Annotated in this window: 12 protein-coding genes; 11 read left to right on the top strand and 1 reads right to left on the bottom strand. The window is 74.7% G+C overall.

Annotation, left to right across the window (positions count from 1 at the left end; genetic code table 11):
• The first annotated feature begins 585 nt into the window (after nt 1-585).
• Both IQ279_RS06910 and IQ279_RS06905 read left to right on the top strand, forming a co-directional pair.
• Nucleotides 586-2,115 carry a PP2C family protein-serine/threonine phosphatase gene (locus tag IQ279_RS06910; protein WP_206347417.1) on the top strand — a complete coding sequence of 510 codons (1,530 nt, stop codon included), beginning with the start codon at nt 586-588 and terminating at the stop codon, nt 2,113-2,115.
• A gap of 159 nt (nt 2,116-2,274) precedes the next feature.
• The gene (locus tag IQ279_RS06905; RefSeq protein ID WP_206347416.1) at nt 2,275-3,750 is read left to right on the top strand and encodes an aminopeptidase P family protein; all 1,476 of its coding nucleotides are present in this window, start codon (nt 2,275-2,277) and stop codon (nt 3,748-3,750) included.
• Nucleotides 3,751-3,865: 115 nt separating this feature from the next.
• On the opposite strand, the gene IQ279_RS06900 is transcribed toward IQ279_RS06905, so the two are convergent.
• Nucleotides 3,866-4,477: an ATP-binding protein gene (locus tag IQ279_RS06900; RefSeq protein WP_206347415.1), complete on the bottom strand. Its 612-nt coding sequence runs from the start codon at nt 4,475-4,477 to the stop codon at nt 3,866-3,868.
• A gap of 215 nt (nt 4,478-4,692) precedes the next feature.
• On the opposite strand from IQ279_RS06900, the gene IQ279_RS06895 reads away from it, so the two are divergent.
• The 9 genes from IQ279_RS06895 to IQ279_RS06855 all read left to right on the top strand — a co-directional run bounded on the left by IQ279_RS06895 (nt 4,693) and on the right by IQ279_RS06855 (nt 15,020).
• Nucleotides 4,693-5,610, top strand: a complete 918-nt coding sequence (locus IQ279_RS06895; protein ID WP_206347414.1) for a hypothetical protein — start codon at nt 4,693-4,695, stop codon at nt 5,608-5,610.
• A gap of 157 nt (nt 5,611-5,767) precedes the next feature.
• Nucleotides 5,768-6,583, top strand: coding sequence for a YcnI family protein (locus IQ279_RS06890; protein ID WP_206347413.1), 816 nt, complete (start codon nt 5,768-5,770; stop codon nt 6,581-6,583).
• Between the two features lie 111 nt (nt 6,584-6,694).
• A complete protein-coding gene (locus IQ279_RS06885; RefSeq protein ID WP_206347412.1) occupies nt 6,695-7,381 on the top strand; it encodes an SCO family protein in 687 nt (228 codons plus the stop codon).
• Entirely contained in the window at nt 7,378-7,917 is a 540-nt protein-coding gene (locus IQ279_RS06880; RefSeq protein ID WP_206347411.1) for a copper chaperone PCu(A)C, read from the top strand. The genes IQ279_RS06885 and IQ279_RS06880 overlap by 4 nt, the downstream gene beginning before the upstream one ends.
• A 16-nt stretch (nt 7,918-7,933) precedes the next feature.
• Complete coding sequence (locus tag IQ279_RS06875) at nt 7,934-9,910, top strand: copper resistance CopC/CopD family protein (protein WP_206347410.1); 1,977 nt, start codon at nt 7,934-7,936, stop codon at nt 9,908-9,910.
• Between the two features lie 98 nt (nt 9,911-10,008).
• The gene (efeB, locus tag IQ279_RS06870; RefSeq protein WP_206347409.1) at nt 10,009-11,313 is read left to right on the top strand and encodes an iron uptake transporter deferrochelatase/peroxidase subunit; all 1,305 of its coding nucleotides are present in this window, start codon (nt 10,009-10,011) and stop codon (nt 11,311-11,313) included.
• A 43-nt stretch (nt 11,314-11,356) separates the two neighbouring features.
• Nucleotides 11,357-12,295 carry a prephenate dehydratase gene (pheA, locus tag IQ279_RS06865; RefSeq protein WP_206347408.1) on the top strand — a complete coding sequence of 313 codons (939 nt, stop codon included), beginning with the start codon at nt 11,357-11,359 and terminating at the stop codon, nt 12,293-12,295.
• A gap of 629 nt (nt 12,296-12,924) precedes the next feature.
• Entirely contained in the window at nt 12,925-14,202 is a 1,278-nt protein-coding gene (gene serS, locus IQ279_RS06860) for a serine--tRNA ligase (protein ID WP_206347407.1), read from the top strand.
• Complete coding sequence (locus tag IQ279_RS06855) at nt 14,199-15,020, top strand: HAD family hydrolase (RefSeq protein WP_206347406.1); 822 nt, start codon at nt 14,199-14,201, stop codon at nt 15,018-15,020. The genes serS and IQ279_RS06855 overlap by 4 nt, the downstream gene beginning before the upstream one ends.
• Nucleotides 15,021-15,041 lie beyond the last annotated feature (21 nt).

Below are 15,041 nucleotides of genomic sequence, written 5' to 3'. Positions count from 1 at the left end.
GGGCCTCCGGGCAGTGCGTCACCGTGCTGTTCTCCGCGGCCGTGGCCGGGGCGTTCGTGAACCGGGCGCGGATCGCGGCGTGACGGCACACACCGGACGCCGCTCGTGCCCGCCCGTACCGCCGTACCGTCCGGCGGTCCTCCGCCTGCCGTGCTCCGGTCCTCTCGGCGCGTACGAGGACGCGCCTCGTTCCCATTGGATGGGACGCACGGACTCGTCGCCGGGTTCCGCCGGAACCCGGTCGCCGCTCGCCCGCCCGGTCCCTCGTGCCGTGGGTGACCGTGTACCCACGTCAATCGTGATGACGCGCTGCCGTAACGGGAGTCAGTCGACCGCGCACCGCCTGGCCCAGGGTACGTTTTCGGCCAAGCTTGTGACCACCCCCGCGACGCCTTCGGATGCGTCGGGAGCAGCGATCGGGCCCGGCCCGGAAACCGGTCGGCGGGCACATCCGCGGCCTGCCGGGGCGATGCTGGACACCCGTTACCACGGCGTGTACACCTGAAGACATTGATAGCGGAGCAGCACGACATGGGGGTTTGCGATGCTATTGACGACGCTGGTCCGCACTGAGGGCAGCCGCCCATGAGCGCCCAGCAGCCGCCGAAACTGGCCGGAATCGAACCAACTTCGCCTCTTCCCCAGCACACTGCTCCGCCCGCCGCGGCCGCGCCCCACCGGCAGCCCGCCCCCACCCCCCGGCCACCGGCCGTCGACGACCCCGCCCTCGCACGGCCCGTCGAGCAGCTCGCGGCCGTCCAGGACCGCCTCGCCGGGTGGATCTCCGACCTCACCACCCTCCACGACCTCACCGAACGACTGGTGCGCACCGACACCCTGGAGAGCGCGGTGCACGAGGCGCTGCGCGCCGGAGCCTCCCTGGTGGGCGCCCGGCGCGGGCTGATCGCGCTGGAGCCTGGCGACGGGCTCGGCCCCGACACCACCGTCGGACTCGGCCTGGGAGTGGCGGATCTCGGCCACATCGAGACCCTCCCGCGCGACTCGGCCTCCCACGCGCGCCTCCTCGACGGGCTCCCCGAGGCCGGGGCCGGGGACGGAGGGGACGGCGCCGGCGGCCTCCGGGAGATCACCCACCCCCACATCGCCCGGGACGAGGACCTCGACCCCCGCCACCGCGAGGTCGCCGCCCGCCTCGGCTACGCCGCCAGCCACGCCGTGCCCCTGACCGCGCGGAGCACCGGGCGGCTGGGCGCCGCCGTCTGGCTCTACGACGAGCCCGCGCGGCCCACCGAGCGCCAGCGCCATCTGCTCGGCCTGTACGTGCGGCACGCCGCCGAGCACATCGCCCGCCAGGTCGACCTCACCCGTGCCCGCTCGGCCGTGGACACCGTGCGCGAGGGGCTGCTGCCCGCCCGGCTGCCGCGGGTGCCGGGAGTGCGGCTGGCCGTACGGCACCGCACCGGCCCGCGCGGCGGCGGCGACTGGTACGACGCACTGCCACTGCCCGAGGGGGCGCTGGGGCTGAGCGTGGGCGGGGTCACCGGCTCCGGCCCGGACGCGGTGGCCGCGATGGGGCGGCTGCGGGCCTCGATGCGGGCGTACGCGGTGATGGAGGGCGAGGACCCGGTCGCGGTCCTGTCCGACCTGGAACTGCTGCTGCGGCTGACCGAGCCGGCCCGGTCCGCGACCGCGCTGTTCGGGTACGCCGAGCGGACGCCGCCGGCCCGGGGCGGTCCGCGGGCGGGCACCAGGGTCGTGCTGGCCGGGGCCGGGCACTGCCCGCCGCTGATCGTCGGCCCGGAGCGCACCGAGGTCGTCGAGACCGCGCTCTCCGCGCCGCTGGGCATGCTCGCCTGCTGGGAGGCGCCCAGCGTCGAGGTTGACCTGGCGCCCGGGGAAACGCTCCTGCTCTACAGCGACGGCCTGCTGCACCGCACCGGCGAGCCGCTTGACCGCGCCTTCGCCCGGCTCCGGGCCGCCGCCGTCGCCGCCGCCGCGGCCGTACGCACCGACCCCGACGCGCTGCTGGACCACCTGCTGCGCACGGTGCTGCCCGGCGGCCGGGACGGTGCGGGCGGTGGTGCCGGGGACGGGGGCGGGTACGGGGACTGCGAGGACGCCGAGGACGTCGTGCTGCTGGCCGCCCGCTTCTGAAACCCGCCCGCGGGCCCGCCTGTGAGCCCGTCCGCAGGCCCCGCCCACAGGCTCTGTCCGCGCCTGCGTCCACAGGCCCCGACCGCCTTCAGCGGGCCGGACCTACGATGGGAGTCGGCCCGCACCCGGCCCACACCACCAGCAGGAGGAGGCAGCGACGTGGCTGACCAGCAGACGCCGGAGACCCCGGAGGAGCAGGGCGAACCCACCTCGGAGGAGCCGATCAAGCAGCGGAAGAACGGCCTGTACCCGGGCGTCTCCGACGAGCTCGCCGAGAACATGAAGTCCGGCTGGGCGGACACCGAGCTGCGCGACCTCGACCCCGTCCCGCAGGCCGCGCACACCGCCGAGCGGCGCGCGCGGCTCTCCGCCCGCTTCCCCGGCGAGCGCCTGGTGGTCCCCGCGGGCAACCTCAGGACCCGCTCGAACGACACCGAGTACCCCTTCCGCTCCTCCGTCGAGTACGCCTACCTCACCGGCAACCAGACCGAGGACGGCGTCCTGGTCATGGAGCCGAGGGCGGACGGCGGCCACGACAGCGTCCTGTACCTGCTGCCCCGCTCCGACCGCGGCAACGGCGAGTTCTGGCTGGACGGCCAGGGCGAGCTGTGGGTGGGCCGCCGCGACAGCCTCACCGAGGCCGAGAAGCTCTACGGCATGCCCTGCCGGGACGTGCGCACCGTCGCCGGCGTGCTGCGCGAGGCGTCCGGCGACGTGCGCGTGGTACGCGGCCACGACGCGGGCGTCGAGGCCGCGCTCGCCGACAAGACCACCGCCGAGCGAGACGACGCGCTGCGGGTCTTCCTCTCCGAGATGCGCCTGGTCAAGGACGACTTCGAGATCGGCGAGCTGCAGAAGGCCGTCGACTCCACCGTGCGCGGCTTCGAGGACGTCGTCCGCGTGCTGGACAAGGCTCAGGCCACCTCCGAGCGCTACATCGAGGGCACCTTCTTCCTGCGCGCCCGCGTGGAGGGCAACGACGTCGGCTACGGATCGATCTGCGCCTCCGGGCCGCACGCGACCACCCTGCACTGGGTGCGCAACGACGGCCCCGTCCGCTCCGGAGACCTGCTGCTGCTGGACGCCGGTGTGGAGACCCACACCCTCTACACCGCCGACGTCACCCGCACCATGCCGGTCGACGGCCGCTTCACCGACCTCCAGCGGAAGATCTACGACGCCGTGTACGACGCGCAGGAGGCGGGCATCGCGGCGGTGAAGCCGGGCGCGAAGTACCTGGACTTCCACCACGCCGCGCAGCGCGTGCTGGCGGAGCGGCTGGTGGAGTGGGGCCTGGTGGAGGGCCCGGTCGAGCGGGTCCTGGAGCTGGGCCTCCAGCGCCGCTGGACGCTGCACGGCACCGGCCACATGCTCGGCATGGACGTCCACGACTGCGCCGCGGCGCGCCGCGAGGCGTACGCCGAGGGCACGCTGGAGCCGGGCATGTGCCTGACGGTGGAGCCGGGCCTGTACTTCCAGCCGGACGACCTGACGGTGCCCGAGGAGTACCGGGGCATCGGCGTGCGCATCGAGGACGACATCCTCGTCACCGAGGACGGCAACCGGAACCTCTCCGCCGGGCTGCCGCGCCGCTCGGACGAGGTCGAGGAGTGGATGGCGCGCCTGCGGGGCTGACGTCCGGGCGCCCCTGCCGGGGCGCCCGGGGCTCCCGTCCTGCCACGGGACAGGGCACGGGACGGAGCACGGGACAGAGCGGGGGGCCCGGCCGCGGAATCGGCCGGGCCCACGCTCAGGACGCCCTCAGCAGCGAGTCCTTCCGCCACTTGAGGAGCTTGTCGAAGCAGACCATGGCGCCGTCTCCCGGACGGTTGCGGAAGTCGACGTGGTCGGCGAGGGCCTCGATCAGGAACAGGCCCCGGCCGTGCTCGTCGGTGTGGACCCCGTCGCGCGCCTCCTCGCGGAACCCGTCGCGGGCCGGGCCCGCGCTCCTGGCGAACAGCGGCCCGAAGGCGGTCGCCGTATCGAGGTCCGCCGCGGTGTTCGTACCGACGGCGTCGGCGGCCGTGCCGGCTGCCGCGCCGACGGTCGTGTCGGCGGGCTCGGCGCGGGGCGCGCTGCGGTACCCGTCCACGAAGCCCGGCCCATGATCGGTCACCTCGATGCGGCACATGTCGTCATCGATGTACGCCGTCACGTGGTACTCACCGGCGCCCGCCGGCCCCCCGCCCCCGGGACCGCCGTGCTCGACCGCGTTCGCACAGGCCTCCGAGAGCGCGATCGACAGGTCGTAGGAGACGTCGGGATCGACCCCGGCCGTCTCCATCGCCCCGAGCAGGAGCCGCCGGGCGAGCGGGACGCTCGCAGCCTCACGCCGCAAGTGGAGAGACCACCAGATGCTCATGCTCAGCCTCCTGGCTGCGGCTCGACATACGCATACGTATTGCCCGGGGCGGCGGCGGTAAGCACGGCGGCGGCGCGCTACCCCTCATTCGGCGGACCCGATGAGTTCCGCAATGTACGGAAAATGTACGAGGTGATCCCCTCGTCCGGTTGTCAACCGCGTTGTGAGGGTGCCCCGTGTCGCCGCCGAACGGGTGATGAGATAATGGCCCGGCCATGAGAGCCCCCGTCGCGCGTGCCGCCGCCGACCTGCGACTGCTGCGGGCCGCGGTGTTCGCCGCGGTCTGCGTCACGCTGTCCGCGGCCGGTCACGTGTCCGCCGCCGGGCAGTCCCTGCCGGTGTGGGCACTCCTGGCCGGCTTCGCGGCCGTGCTCGCCACCGCCGTGCCGCTGGCCGGACGCGAGCGCTCGCTGCCGGGCATCGCGGGGCTGCTGGCCCTGGGGCAGATCGCTCTGCACTTCCTCTTCTCCTGCGGTCAGACCGCGCACACCGCCCAGGCCCCGGCCGCCCCGGACCGGGGAGAGGGCGGGGTGATCGCGCTGGCCGGGCGGCTGCTGTGCAACGACCGGGCCGCCGCCGCCCTGAGCGAGGCCGAGGCCCGCCGCATCGTCGCCGACGCCGGGCTCTCCGGAGCCCTCCCCGGCGGCCACGCCGCCGCGGGGCACACCGCCGCGGGCGCCGCCGACACGGTGGCCGGTGCGACGGCCGGCACGGTGGTCGGCGGCGCGGCCGACTGCCTGCGGTACGCCGTGCACTCCGCCCTGTCGCTGCTCTCCGCACCCATGCTGCTCGGCCACCTGCTGGCCGCGCTCGCCATGGGCTGGCTGCTGCGCCGCGGCGACGCCGCGCTGTGGCGGCTGGTGAGCCTGTCGGCCCACTTCGCCGACGGGCTCGACGGGTTCCACGGGTTCACCGGTGGACTCTGCGGGCTGCTCGTACGCGCCCTGCGCACCGCGCTGCGCCGCGTACGAGCCCTGCTGCGCGGGCTGCTGCCCGAGGACGCCGTGCCGGTGCGCGCCCCGCGCGCCGACGCGGCCCGCGGCCCGGTGCCGCCCGCGTCCCTGCTGCCGGCGCACTCGGTGATCAGGCGCGGACCGCCCGCCGCCGCGCGGGATCTGACCCTCGCGGCCTGAAGCGCACGCTCCTCCGCTCTCCCCGAGCACGGGTGGGGTGCGCCTGCCGCCGCGCACCACGCCCGGGCTCGTCCGGCCGGGAGGCGCAGCGCCTCCCCGACCCAAGTGCGGTCGCGGCCGGAGAGCTTCCCATGTCCGATGAGGAGTGTCCTTCAGCATGCAGTCCCAGACACCGGTCACCGTGCCGTCCGCCGCCGTGCCGTCCACCGTGCCGTCCGTTCGCCGTCTCGCCGCGGCCGGCGCCGTCGCGGCCGCACTGGCCCTCGCCGCCGCCGGGCCGGCCGCCGCCCACATCTCCGTCAACCCCGGCGAGGCCGAGCAGGGCGGCTACACGACGATCGACGTCAAGGTCCCCAACGAGCGGGACAACGCCTCCACCGTCAAGGTGGAGGTCACCTTCCCCGCCGACCACCCGCTCGCCTCGGTGATGCCCCAGCCGGTGCCGGGCTGGAAGGTGAAGGTGACGAAGACCGAGCCGGCCGAGCCCGTGGAGGCACACGGCCGGAAGCTCACCGAGGTCCCCTCCAGGATCACGTGGACGGAGACCGGCGGCGGCATCGAGCCGGGCACCTTCCAGCAGTTCCCCGTCTCCGTCGGGAAGCTCCCCGAGGACACCGACCGGCTCGTCCTCAAGGCCGTCCAGACGTACAGCAACGACGAGGTCGTGCGCTGGATCGAGGAGCCGCCCGCCGAGGGAGAGGGAGGCGAGGAGCCGGAGCACCCGGCGCCCGTGCTGAACCTCGTCCCGCCCACCGAGGGCGGCCACGGCGGTGACGCGGACGCCGGCGACGAGCCCGGCACCGGCCGGGCCGCCGACGGGACCACCACCGAGACCACGGCCCAGGGCGAGGCGAGCGGCGCGTCGGACTCCTCCGACACCACCGCCCGCGTCCTCGCCGTCACCGGCATCGCCGTCGGAGCCGCCGGCGTCGCCTTCGGCGTCCTGGCCGGACGCCGCCGCACCACCTCCTGACGCCCGGCCGCGCCCGGAGGGCCCCGCCCGCACCGGCGGGCTCCTCCGGGCCCGCGGCCACGGCCCGCCACCGCAGGCACCACCGCAGACCGCAAGGAAGAAAGAACCCTCATGCACCCCACTGCGCGCCGCCACCCCCGGCGCACCCTCGGACTCGCCCTGGCCGCCGTGCTGCTCACCACGGGCACCGCCGCCTGCGGCGCCTCCGGCGACGACGGCACCGGTACCTCCGGCAACGCCCCGGCCTCCGCCGACGCGGGAACCGGCCCCAAGCAGGGCGTCGTCCTGGACAACCCCTTCGACAAGCCGGAGCTGGTCCTCACCGACACCGGCGGCGAGACCTACGACCTGGTCGAGGAGACCGGGGGCCACCCGACGCTGATCTACTTCGGCTACACCCACTGCCCCGACGTGTGCCCCCTGACGATGAGCAACATCGCCGTCGCCAAGTCAAAGCTGCCCGAGTCCGAGCAGGAGAAGCTGCGGGTCGTCTTCGTCACCTCCGACCCCGAGCGCGACACCCCCGAGTCGCTCGGCGAGTGGCTGCGCGCCCAGGACCCCGACTTCATCGGGCTCACCGGCGACTTCGAGAAGATCCAGGCCGGCGCCCGCTCCCTGGGCATCTCCCTGGAGCCGCCGGTCGAGGACGAGAACGGCGACATCGTCTCCTCCCACGGCACCCAGGTCCTGGCCTTCCTGCCGAAGGACGACCGGGCGCACGTCCTCTACACCGAGGACGTGCCCGTCGAGACCTACGAGAAGGACCTGCCCGCGCTCGCCCAGGGGAAGCTGCCGTGAACCGCCGAAACCGCCGAACCCCCCGTTCCGGCCGCCGGTCCCTCGGGCTCGCCCTGGCCGCCGCGCTGCTCACCGCGGGCACCGCCGCCTGCGGCGGCTCCCCGGCCCCGGAGCTGAGCGTGGAGGGCGCCTACGTGCCCGAGCCGGTCACCGCCGACCGGGCGGGCGGCTTCCTGGTCGTCCGCAACGACGGCGACACCGCCGACCGGCTCGTCTCGGCCGCCAGCGACATCTCCGACGACGTGCAGATCCACGAGACCACCGGCGGGCGGATGCGGCGGGTGGACTCCCTGACCGTGCCCGCCAACGGCACTCTGGAGCTCAGCCGGGGCGGCAACCACCTGATGTTCATGGACCTGGAGCACAAGCCCGCCGAGGGCGAGAAGGTCTCGGTGGAACTGCGCTTCGAGAAGTCCGACCCGATCACCGTCGAGGTCCCGGTCGAGGCCGTCAACCACGTCCCCGACACCTCCGGGCACACCGGGCACACCGGGCACACCGGGCACACCGGGCACACCGGGCACACCGAAGAGTGAGGCAGGTACCCCCGTCATGACCACCACCGCCCCCCGCGCCCTGCCACGGCCGGCCGGCCCGCACAGGCTGTCCGGCGTGCTCGGTCTGCTCGGCGTGCTGTCGGCGCTGCTGCTCGGCGGCGCCGCGCCGGCCGCCGCGCACGCCACGCTGACCGGCAGCGACCCGGCGCGGGGAGCGGTGGTGGAACGGGCTCCCCGGCAGGTGACGCTCACCTTCTCCGAGAGCGTCTCCCTGGCGGAGGACGCCATCCGCGTCCTGGCGCCCGACGGCGGGCGCGCGGACACCGGCCGGGTGCGGGACCTCTCCGCGGGCGGCGAGGTGCGCCACGGCACCGGGCTGCGCGACGGGCTGTCCGACGGCACCTACACCGTCGTCTGGAAGGCGGTCTCGGCCGACAGCCACCCCATCTCCGGCGCCTTCACCTTCTCCGTCGGCGCCCCCTCGCAGACCTCCGCCGCCGTGCCGGAGGAGGAACCGGGCGGCGGCGCGGTCGGCGTGCTCCACGACATCGCCCGCTACGCCGCCTACACCGGCTTCGTACTGCTCGTCGGCGGGGCGGCCTTCGTCCTCGGCTGCCTGCCCGCCGCAGCCCGGGCGCGGGCGGTGCGGCGCCTGGTGGTGGGCGGCTGGGTCACGCTGACCGCCGCCACCGTCGTGGCGCTGCTGCTGCGCGTCCCGTACACCGGCGCGGGCGGGCCGGGCGACATGCTCGACACGGGCGCGCTGCGCACCGTGCTGGAGACCAGGACGGGTACGGCGCTGGTGTCCCGGCTGCTGCTGCTCGCGGCGGCGGGGCTGTTCGTCTCGCTGCTGTTCGGGGCGTACGCCCGGCGAAGCGGCGAGGAGCCGGACGGGGGCGAGCTCAGCGACCGGGAAGGCCGTCGGGGCCGGCGCGGCCTGGTCACCGGGCTTCCGGTGGGCGGCGCGGCCGTCGCCGTGGGGCTCGCCGCGACCTGGGCCGCGGCCGAGCACGCCTCGACCGGCCCCCAGACCGCCGTGGCGGTACCGGCCGATATCGTCCACCTGCTCGCCGTCGCCGTCTGGCTGGGCGGTCTGGCGGCGCTGCTCGCCGCGCTGCGGTGGGGACCCGCGGTGGCCGGGGAGGCGGTGCGCCGCTTCTCGCGGACCGCGCTCGGCTGCGTGGCCGTACTCGCCGCCACCGGCCTCTACCAGTCCTGGCGGCAGGTCGGCGGCTGGGAGGCGCTGACCTCCACCTCGTACGGGCGGCTGCTGCTGGTCAAGATCGCGCTGGTGGCGCTGCTGCTCGGGGCCGCCCGGTTCTCCCGCCGCCACACCGCCGCGCTGGCGGACGCGCCCGGGGGGCGACCCGCTCCCGAACCGGAACCCGTCCCCGAGCCGGTGTCCGTCCCCGAGCCGGGCCCGGACGTCACCCCCGAGCGCGCCGCGCAGCTCGCCCGCCAGCGCGCCGCGGTCGAGACCGCGCGCCGCAGACGGGAGCGCGACGCCGACCCGGCACGCGCCGGGCTGCGGCGCTCGGTGCTCGCCGAGGCGGCCGTCGCGGCGGCCGTCCTCGCCGTGACGACCCTGCTCACCGCGGCCGAGCCCGCCCGTACCGCCGTGGCGTCCTCCGGTACGGCGTCCGAAACCGCCGCCGGACAGGGGCAGGGCGGGTCCGGCTCCGACCGCTGCGGGCCGCTGGTCCTCACCGTCCCATTCGACACCGGTGGCCCAGGCGGCGCGGGCCGGGCCCAGCTCCTGCTGGACCCGGGCAGGAGCGGCGGCAACTCCCTGCTGGTGCGCACCACCACCGCCGACGGCGAGCCCCTGGACGCGCCGGAGGTACGAGTCGCTCTCACCCTCCCCGCCCGGGACGTCGGCCCGCTGACCGTCACCCTGGAGCGGACCGGCGAGGGCCGGTGGTCCGCCTCCGGGCTCCAGCTCCCCCTGCCCGGCACCTGGGAGGCCGCCGTGACCGTGCGGACCTCCGACATCGACCAGGTGACCGAGCGGAAGACCTTCGAACTCGACTGACCGGCGCCCGCCACCACCCGCCCCCGTACCGCCCGACAACCGGGCACCGAGCACCACCCGAGAACAGAGCACCACCCGAGAACCGAGACTGGGCAGCGATGAGACACCACCCCGACAACGGCAACGGCACCGGAACCGACACAGGCACCGGCCCCGAGCGGCCCACCGACCCCCGCACCGGCCCCTCCCGCCGCCGCCTGCTCGGCACCGTGGGCGCGGCCGGCACGGCCGGGCTGGCGCTCGGTGCGGCGGGCGGAGCGCTGGGCACGGCCGCCGCCACCGAGCCGCCCACCGCCCTGTCCACGGTCGGCAGCGGCCGAGTCCCCTTCCGCGGCGACCACCAGCCGGGCATCACCGAGCCCGCGCAGGCGCACGGACACCTCCTCGCCCTCGACCTGGCGCCGGGCGCCGGGCGGAAGGAGGCGGCCGCGCTGCTGCGCCGCTGGACGCGGACGGCCGAGGCGCTGATGGCGGGCGAGGAGCCCGCCGCCCGGCTGCACGACACCGGCATCGCGCTGGACGCCGGCCCCTCCTCCCTCACCGTCACCTTCGGTTTCGGCCGCAGCTTCTTCGACCGCACGGGCCTGGCCGCGCGCCGCCCCTCCGCCCTCGCCCCGCTGCCCCCGTTCTCGGCCGACGAACTGGACGCGAAGCGCTCCGACGGCGACCTGTGGGTGCAGATCGGCGCCGACGACGCCCTGGTCGCCTTCCACGCGCTGCGCGCCCTCCAGCGCGAGGCGGACGGCACCGCCCGGGTGCGCTGGCAGATGAACGGCTTCAACCGCTCCCCGGGCGCCACCGCCTCCCCCCGCACCGCCCGCAACCTGATGGGCCAGATCGACGGCACCAACAACCCCAAGGAGACGGACGAGGACTTCGGGCAGCGCGTCTTCGTGCCCGCCGGCGGCGATCCGGAGTGGATGGCGGGCGGCTCGTACGCGGTGGTGCGGCGGATCCGGATGCTGCTGGACGACTGGGAGCGCGTCCCGCTCGACGGGCAGGAGAAGGTGGTGGGCCGCCGCAAGTCCGACGGCGCCCCGCTGTCGGGCGGCTCCGAGACCACCGCGGTGGACCTGGAGAAGCGGGGCCCGGACGGCGGCCTGGCCATCGCCGCCGACGCACACGTACGGGTGACGGCGCCCGCGTCCAACGGCGGCGCGGCGATGCTGCGGCGCTCCTTCTCCTACCACGACGGCTTCCGCGACGACGGGTCGCCGGACGCCGGGCTGCTGTTCGTCGCCTGGCAGGCGGACCCGGTGCGGGGTTTCGTGCCCGTGCAGCGCAAGCTCGACCGGGGGGACGCCCTGTCCCGCTTCATCCGGCACGAGGCGAGCGCGCTGTTCGCGGTGCCGGGCGGCGCGCGCGAGGGCGAGTACGTCGGCCAGCGCCTGTTCGAAGGCTGAGACCGCGGGCTGCCCGTCCCCCGGCCGGACTACTGTGGACGGCATGTCACCCGCGAGCCGCTACACCTACCTGGGCCCCGAGGGCACCTTCACCGAGGCCGCGCTCCGCACCCTCCCGGAGGCGGCCACGCGCGAGCTGGTGCCGATGGTGTCGGTGCCCGCCGCGCTGGACGCCGTGCGCAACGGGGAGGCGGGCGGCTCCCTGGTGCCGATCGAGAACTCGGTCGAGGGCGGGGTCACCGCGACCCTGGACGAGCTGGCCACCGGCCGGCCGCTGATGATCTACCGGGAGGTGCTGCTGCCGATCGCCTTCGCGCTGCTGGTGCGGCCGGGCACCGCTCTGGAGGCGGTCAAGACGGTGACCGGGCACCCGGTCGCCCAGCCGCAGGTGCGCCGCTGGCTGGCGGAGCACCTGCCCGACGCCCAGTGGGAGTCGGCGGCCTCCAACGCGGACGGCGCCCGGCTGGTGCAGGAGGGCCGGTACGACGCGGCGTTCGCGGGCGAGTTCGCGGCGGCGACGTACGGTCTGGAGCCGCTGGTGACCGGCATCCACGACGCGGAGAACGCCGCCACTCGCTTCGTGCTGGTCGGCCGGCCGGGGCGGCCCGCTGCGCGGACGGGGGCGGACAAGACCTCGGTGGTGCTGTGGCTCGGCGACGACCACCCCGGCGCGCTGCTGGAGCTGCTCCAGGAGTTCGCGGTGCGGGGGGTGAACCTGGTGCGGATCGAGTCTCGGCCGACCGGTGAGGGCATCGGCCGGTACTGCTTCTCGGTGGACGCCGAGGGGCACATCTCCGACCGGCGGGTGGGCGAGGCGCTGATGGGGCTGCGCCGCATCTGCCCGAAGGTGCGCTTCCTCGGGTCGTACCCGCGGGCGGGCGTGGAGCCGTCGCAGACCACGCCGCTGCGGCGGGGGACGACGGACGACGAGTTCGCGGAGGCGGCGGACTGGCTGGCGCGCTGCGTCGACGGCCGCGCCTGAGGGGTGTGCGGCATCGCGCGGAAGTTATCCACAAGGCCGGTGACCGTCCTGTGTACAACGTGAAACGACCAAACGGGCATTGCGGACAAAAGTTGCTTTTCTCTCTTTTTTGTTCACAACCCCTCATAAACTCCGCATCCGATCAATTCGATTGATCGACACCCGAGAGGGTGGCGTTTCCATCCGAAAAGACGTGTAGGAGATGCGGGAGAGGGGAATCGATGGGCGAGCGCGAATCCCGTACGCGCGCCCCCCTCCTTCTTCCACAGGGCTTCCATAGCCCCTGTGGAAAACTCGGCGGCATCCCCCGAGGCTGTGGATAACAATCGCCGCTCCTCCCCGCCGAACCCCGGACAGAACCCGGCCGAGCCCCCGCCCGGCCTCGCGCGCACCGCCTCGCACACACCCTTCCGCGCGCCCTCGCGCGGACCTTCGCGCCGCCGCCCCTTGCGTCCACCTCCGTACCCGCGCGCCCCTCTGTACGGTGACAGCGGGAATTCCCTTGACGGCTTCCCCGCCCATTCCGCTCCCGCTCCATCTCCATTCCGCCGGATAAGACAAAGGCCGCATAACGCCACGTACCGCCATATCGGGTCGAGCGGGCCCCGCGCCCCCGGTACCCTGACGGCGTGATTGACCTTCGCCTGCTCCGTGAGGACCCCGACCGTGTGCGCGCCTCCCAGCGCGCCCGTGGAGAGGACGTCGATCTCGTCGACGCCCTGCTCTCCGCCGACGAGCGGCGCAGGTCGTCCGGCGTCCGCTTCGACGAACTGCGCGCCGAGCAGAAGCAGCTCGGCAAGCTGATCCCGAAGGCCGCCGGCGAGGAGAAGGCCGAACTGCTGAAGCGGGCCGGCGAGCTGTCCGCCGCGGTCAAGGCCGCCGACGCCGAACGCGACGAGGCCGAGGCCGAGGCGCAGCGGCTCCTCGTCCGGCTCGGCAACCTCGTCCACCCCGAGGTCCCCGTCGGCGGCGAGGACGACTTCACCGTCCGCGAGACGCACGGCACCCCTCGCGACTTCGGCGCCGAGGGCTTCGAGCCGAAGGACCACCTGGAGCTCGGCCAGGCGCTCGGCGCGATCGACGTCGAGCGCGGCGCCAAGGTCTCCGGATCGCGCTTCTACTACCTCACCGGCGTCGGCGCCCTGCTGGAGCTGGCCCTGGTCAACGCCGCGATCGCGCAGGCCACCGAGGCGGGCTTCATCCCGATGCTCACCCCGGCGCTGGTCAAGCCGCGCGCCATGGAGGGCACCGGCTTCCTCGGCCAGGCCGCCGAGAACGTCTACCACCTGGAGAAGGACGACTACTACCTCGTCGGCACCTCCGAGGTACCGCTCGCCGGCTACCACATGGACGAGATCGTCGAGGCGGACAAGCTCCCGCTGCGCTACGCGGGCTTCTCCCCCTGCTTCCGCCGCGAGGCGGGCTCGTACGGCAAGGACACCCGCGGTATCTTCCGCGTCCACCAGTTCGACAAGGTGGAGATGTTCTCCTACGTGACCCCGGAGGATTCCGAGGCCGAGCACAAGCGGCTGCTGGAGTGGGAGAAGCAGTGGCTGACCGGCCTTGAGCTGCCCTTCCGGGTGATCGACGTGGCCACCGGCGACCTGGGCGCCTCCGCCTCGCGGAAGTTCGACTGCGAGGCGTGGATCCCCACCCAGGGCAAGTACCGCGAACTGACCTCGGCGTCGAACTGCAACGAGTTCCAGGCCCGCCGGCTGTCCATCCGGATGCGCCAGGACAAGAAGGTGCGCCCGCTGGCCACCCTCAACGGCACGCTGTGCGCGGTGCCCCGCACCATCGTGGCCCTGCTGGAGAACCACCAGCGGGCCGACGGATCGGTCCGCGTACCCGAGGTGCTGCGCCCCTACCTCGGCGGGCGCGAGGTGCTGGAGCCCGTGTCCCGGTGAGTACCGCAGCGCCGGGCTTCCCCTTCCGGCTGGTCGCCACCGACCTCGACGGCACGCTGCTGCGCAGCGACGACACCGTCTCGGCGCGCACCCGCGACGCGCTCGCCGCCGCCACGGCGGCGGGCGCCGCGCACATCGTGGTGACCGGCCGCGCCGTGCCCTGGACCAGACACATCCTGGACGAGCTGGGCTACGACGGCCTGGCCGTCTGCGGGCAGGGCGCGCAGGTCTACCACGCGGGCGAGCACCGGCTGCTGACCTCCGTCACACTCGACCGGCAGCAGGCCCGGCTGGCGGTGGAGAAGATCGAGACGGAGACCGGCCCGCTGGCCCTGGCCGCCTCGCGGGACGGGCTGGACGGCGAGGTGCTGCTCGGGCCCGGCTACCGGCCGGTCGGCGAGAAGCTTCCCGCGGTCGCCGGGACCGATCCGGACGAGTTGTGGGCCGAGCCCCTGAACAAGCTGTACATCCAGCGCCCCGGACTGGACGACGACGCGCTGGCCGACGCCGCCCGGCGGATCGCGGGCGATCTGGTGAGCGTGGTGATGGCGGGCGAGGGGATCGTCGAACTGCTGCCGCTGGGGCTGTCCAAGGCCCGCGGGCTGTCGATCGCCGCGCGCCGCCTGGGCCGTTCGGCCACCACCACGATCGCCTTCGGCGACATGCCCAACGACGTCCCCATGTTCGCCTGGGCCGCCCACGGCGTCGCCATGGCCGACGCCCACCCGGAACTGCTCGCGGTGGCCGACGAGGTGACCGCGTCCAACGACTCGGACGGCATCGCGGTCGTGCTGGAGCGGCTGCTCGCCGGTCTGTGAACCGGCGCTCCGTGAGCGGGC

Origin of the sequence: Streptomyces verrucosisporus, assembly GCF_017114865.1 — a bacterium.
GTDB lineage: Bacteria > Actinomycetota > Actinomycetes > Streptomycetales > Streptomycetaceae > Streptomyces > Streptomyces fenghuangensis.
This window is presented reverse-complemented; position numbering and strand designations above follow the sequence as displayed.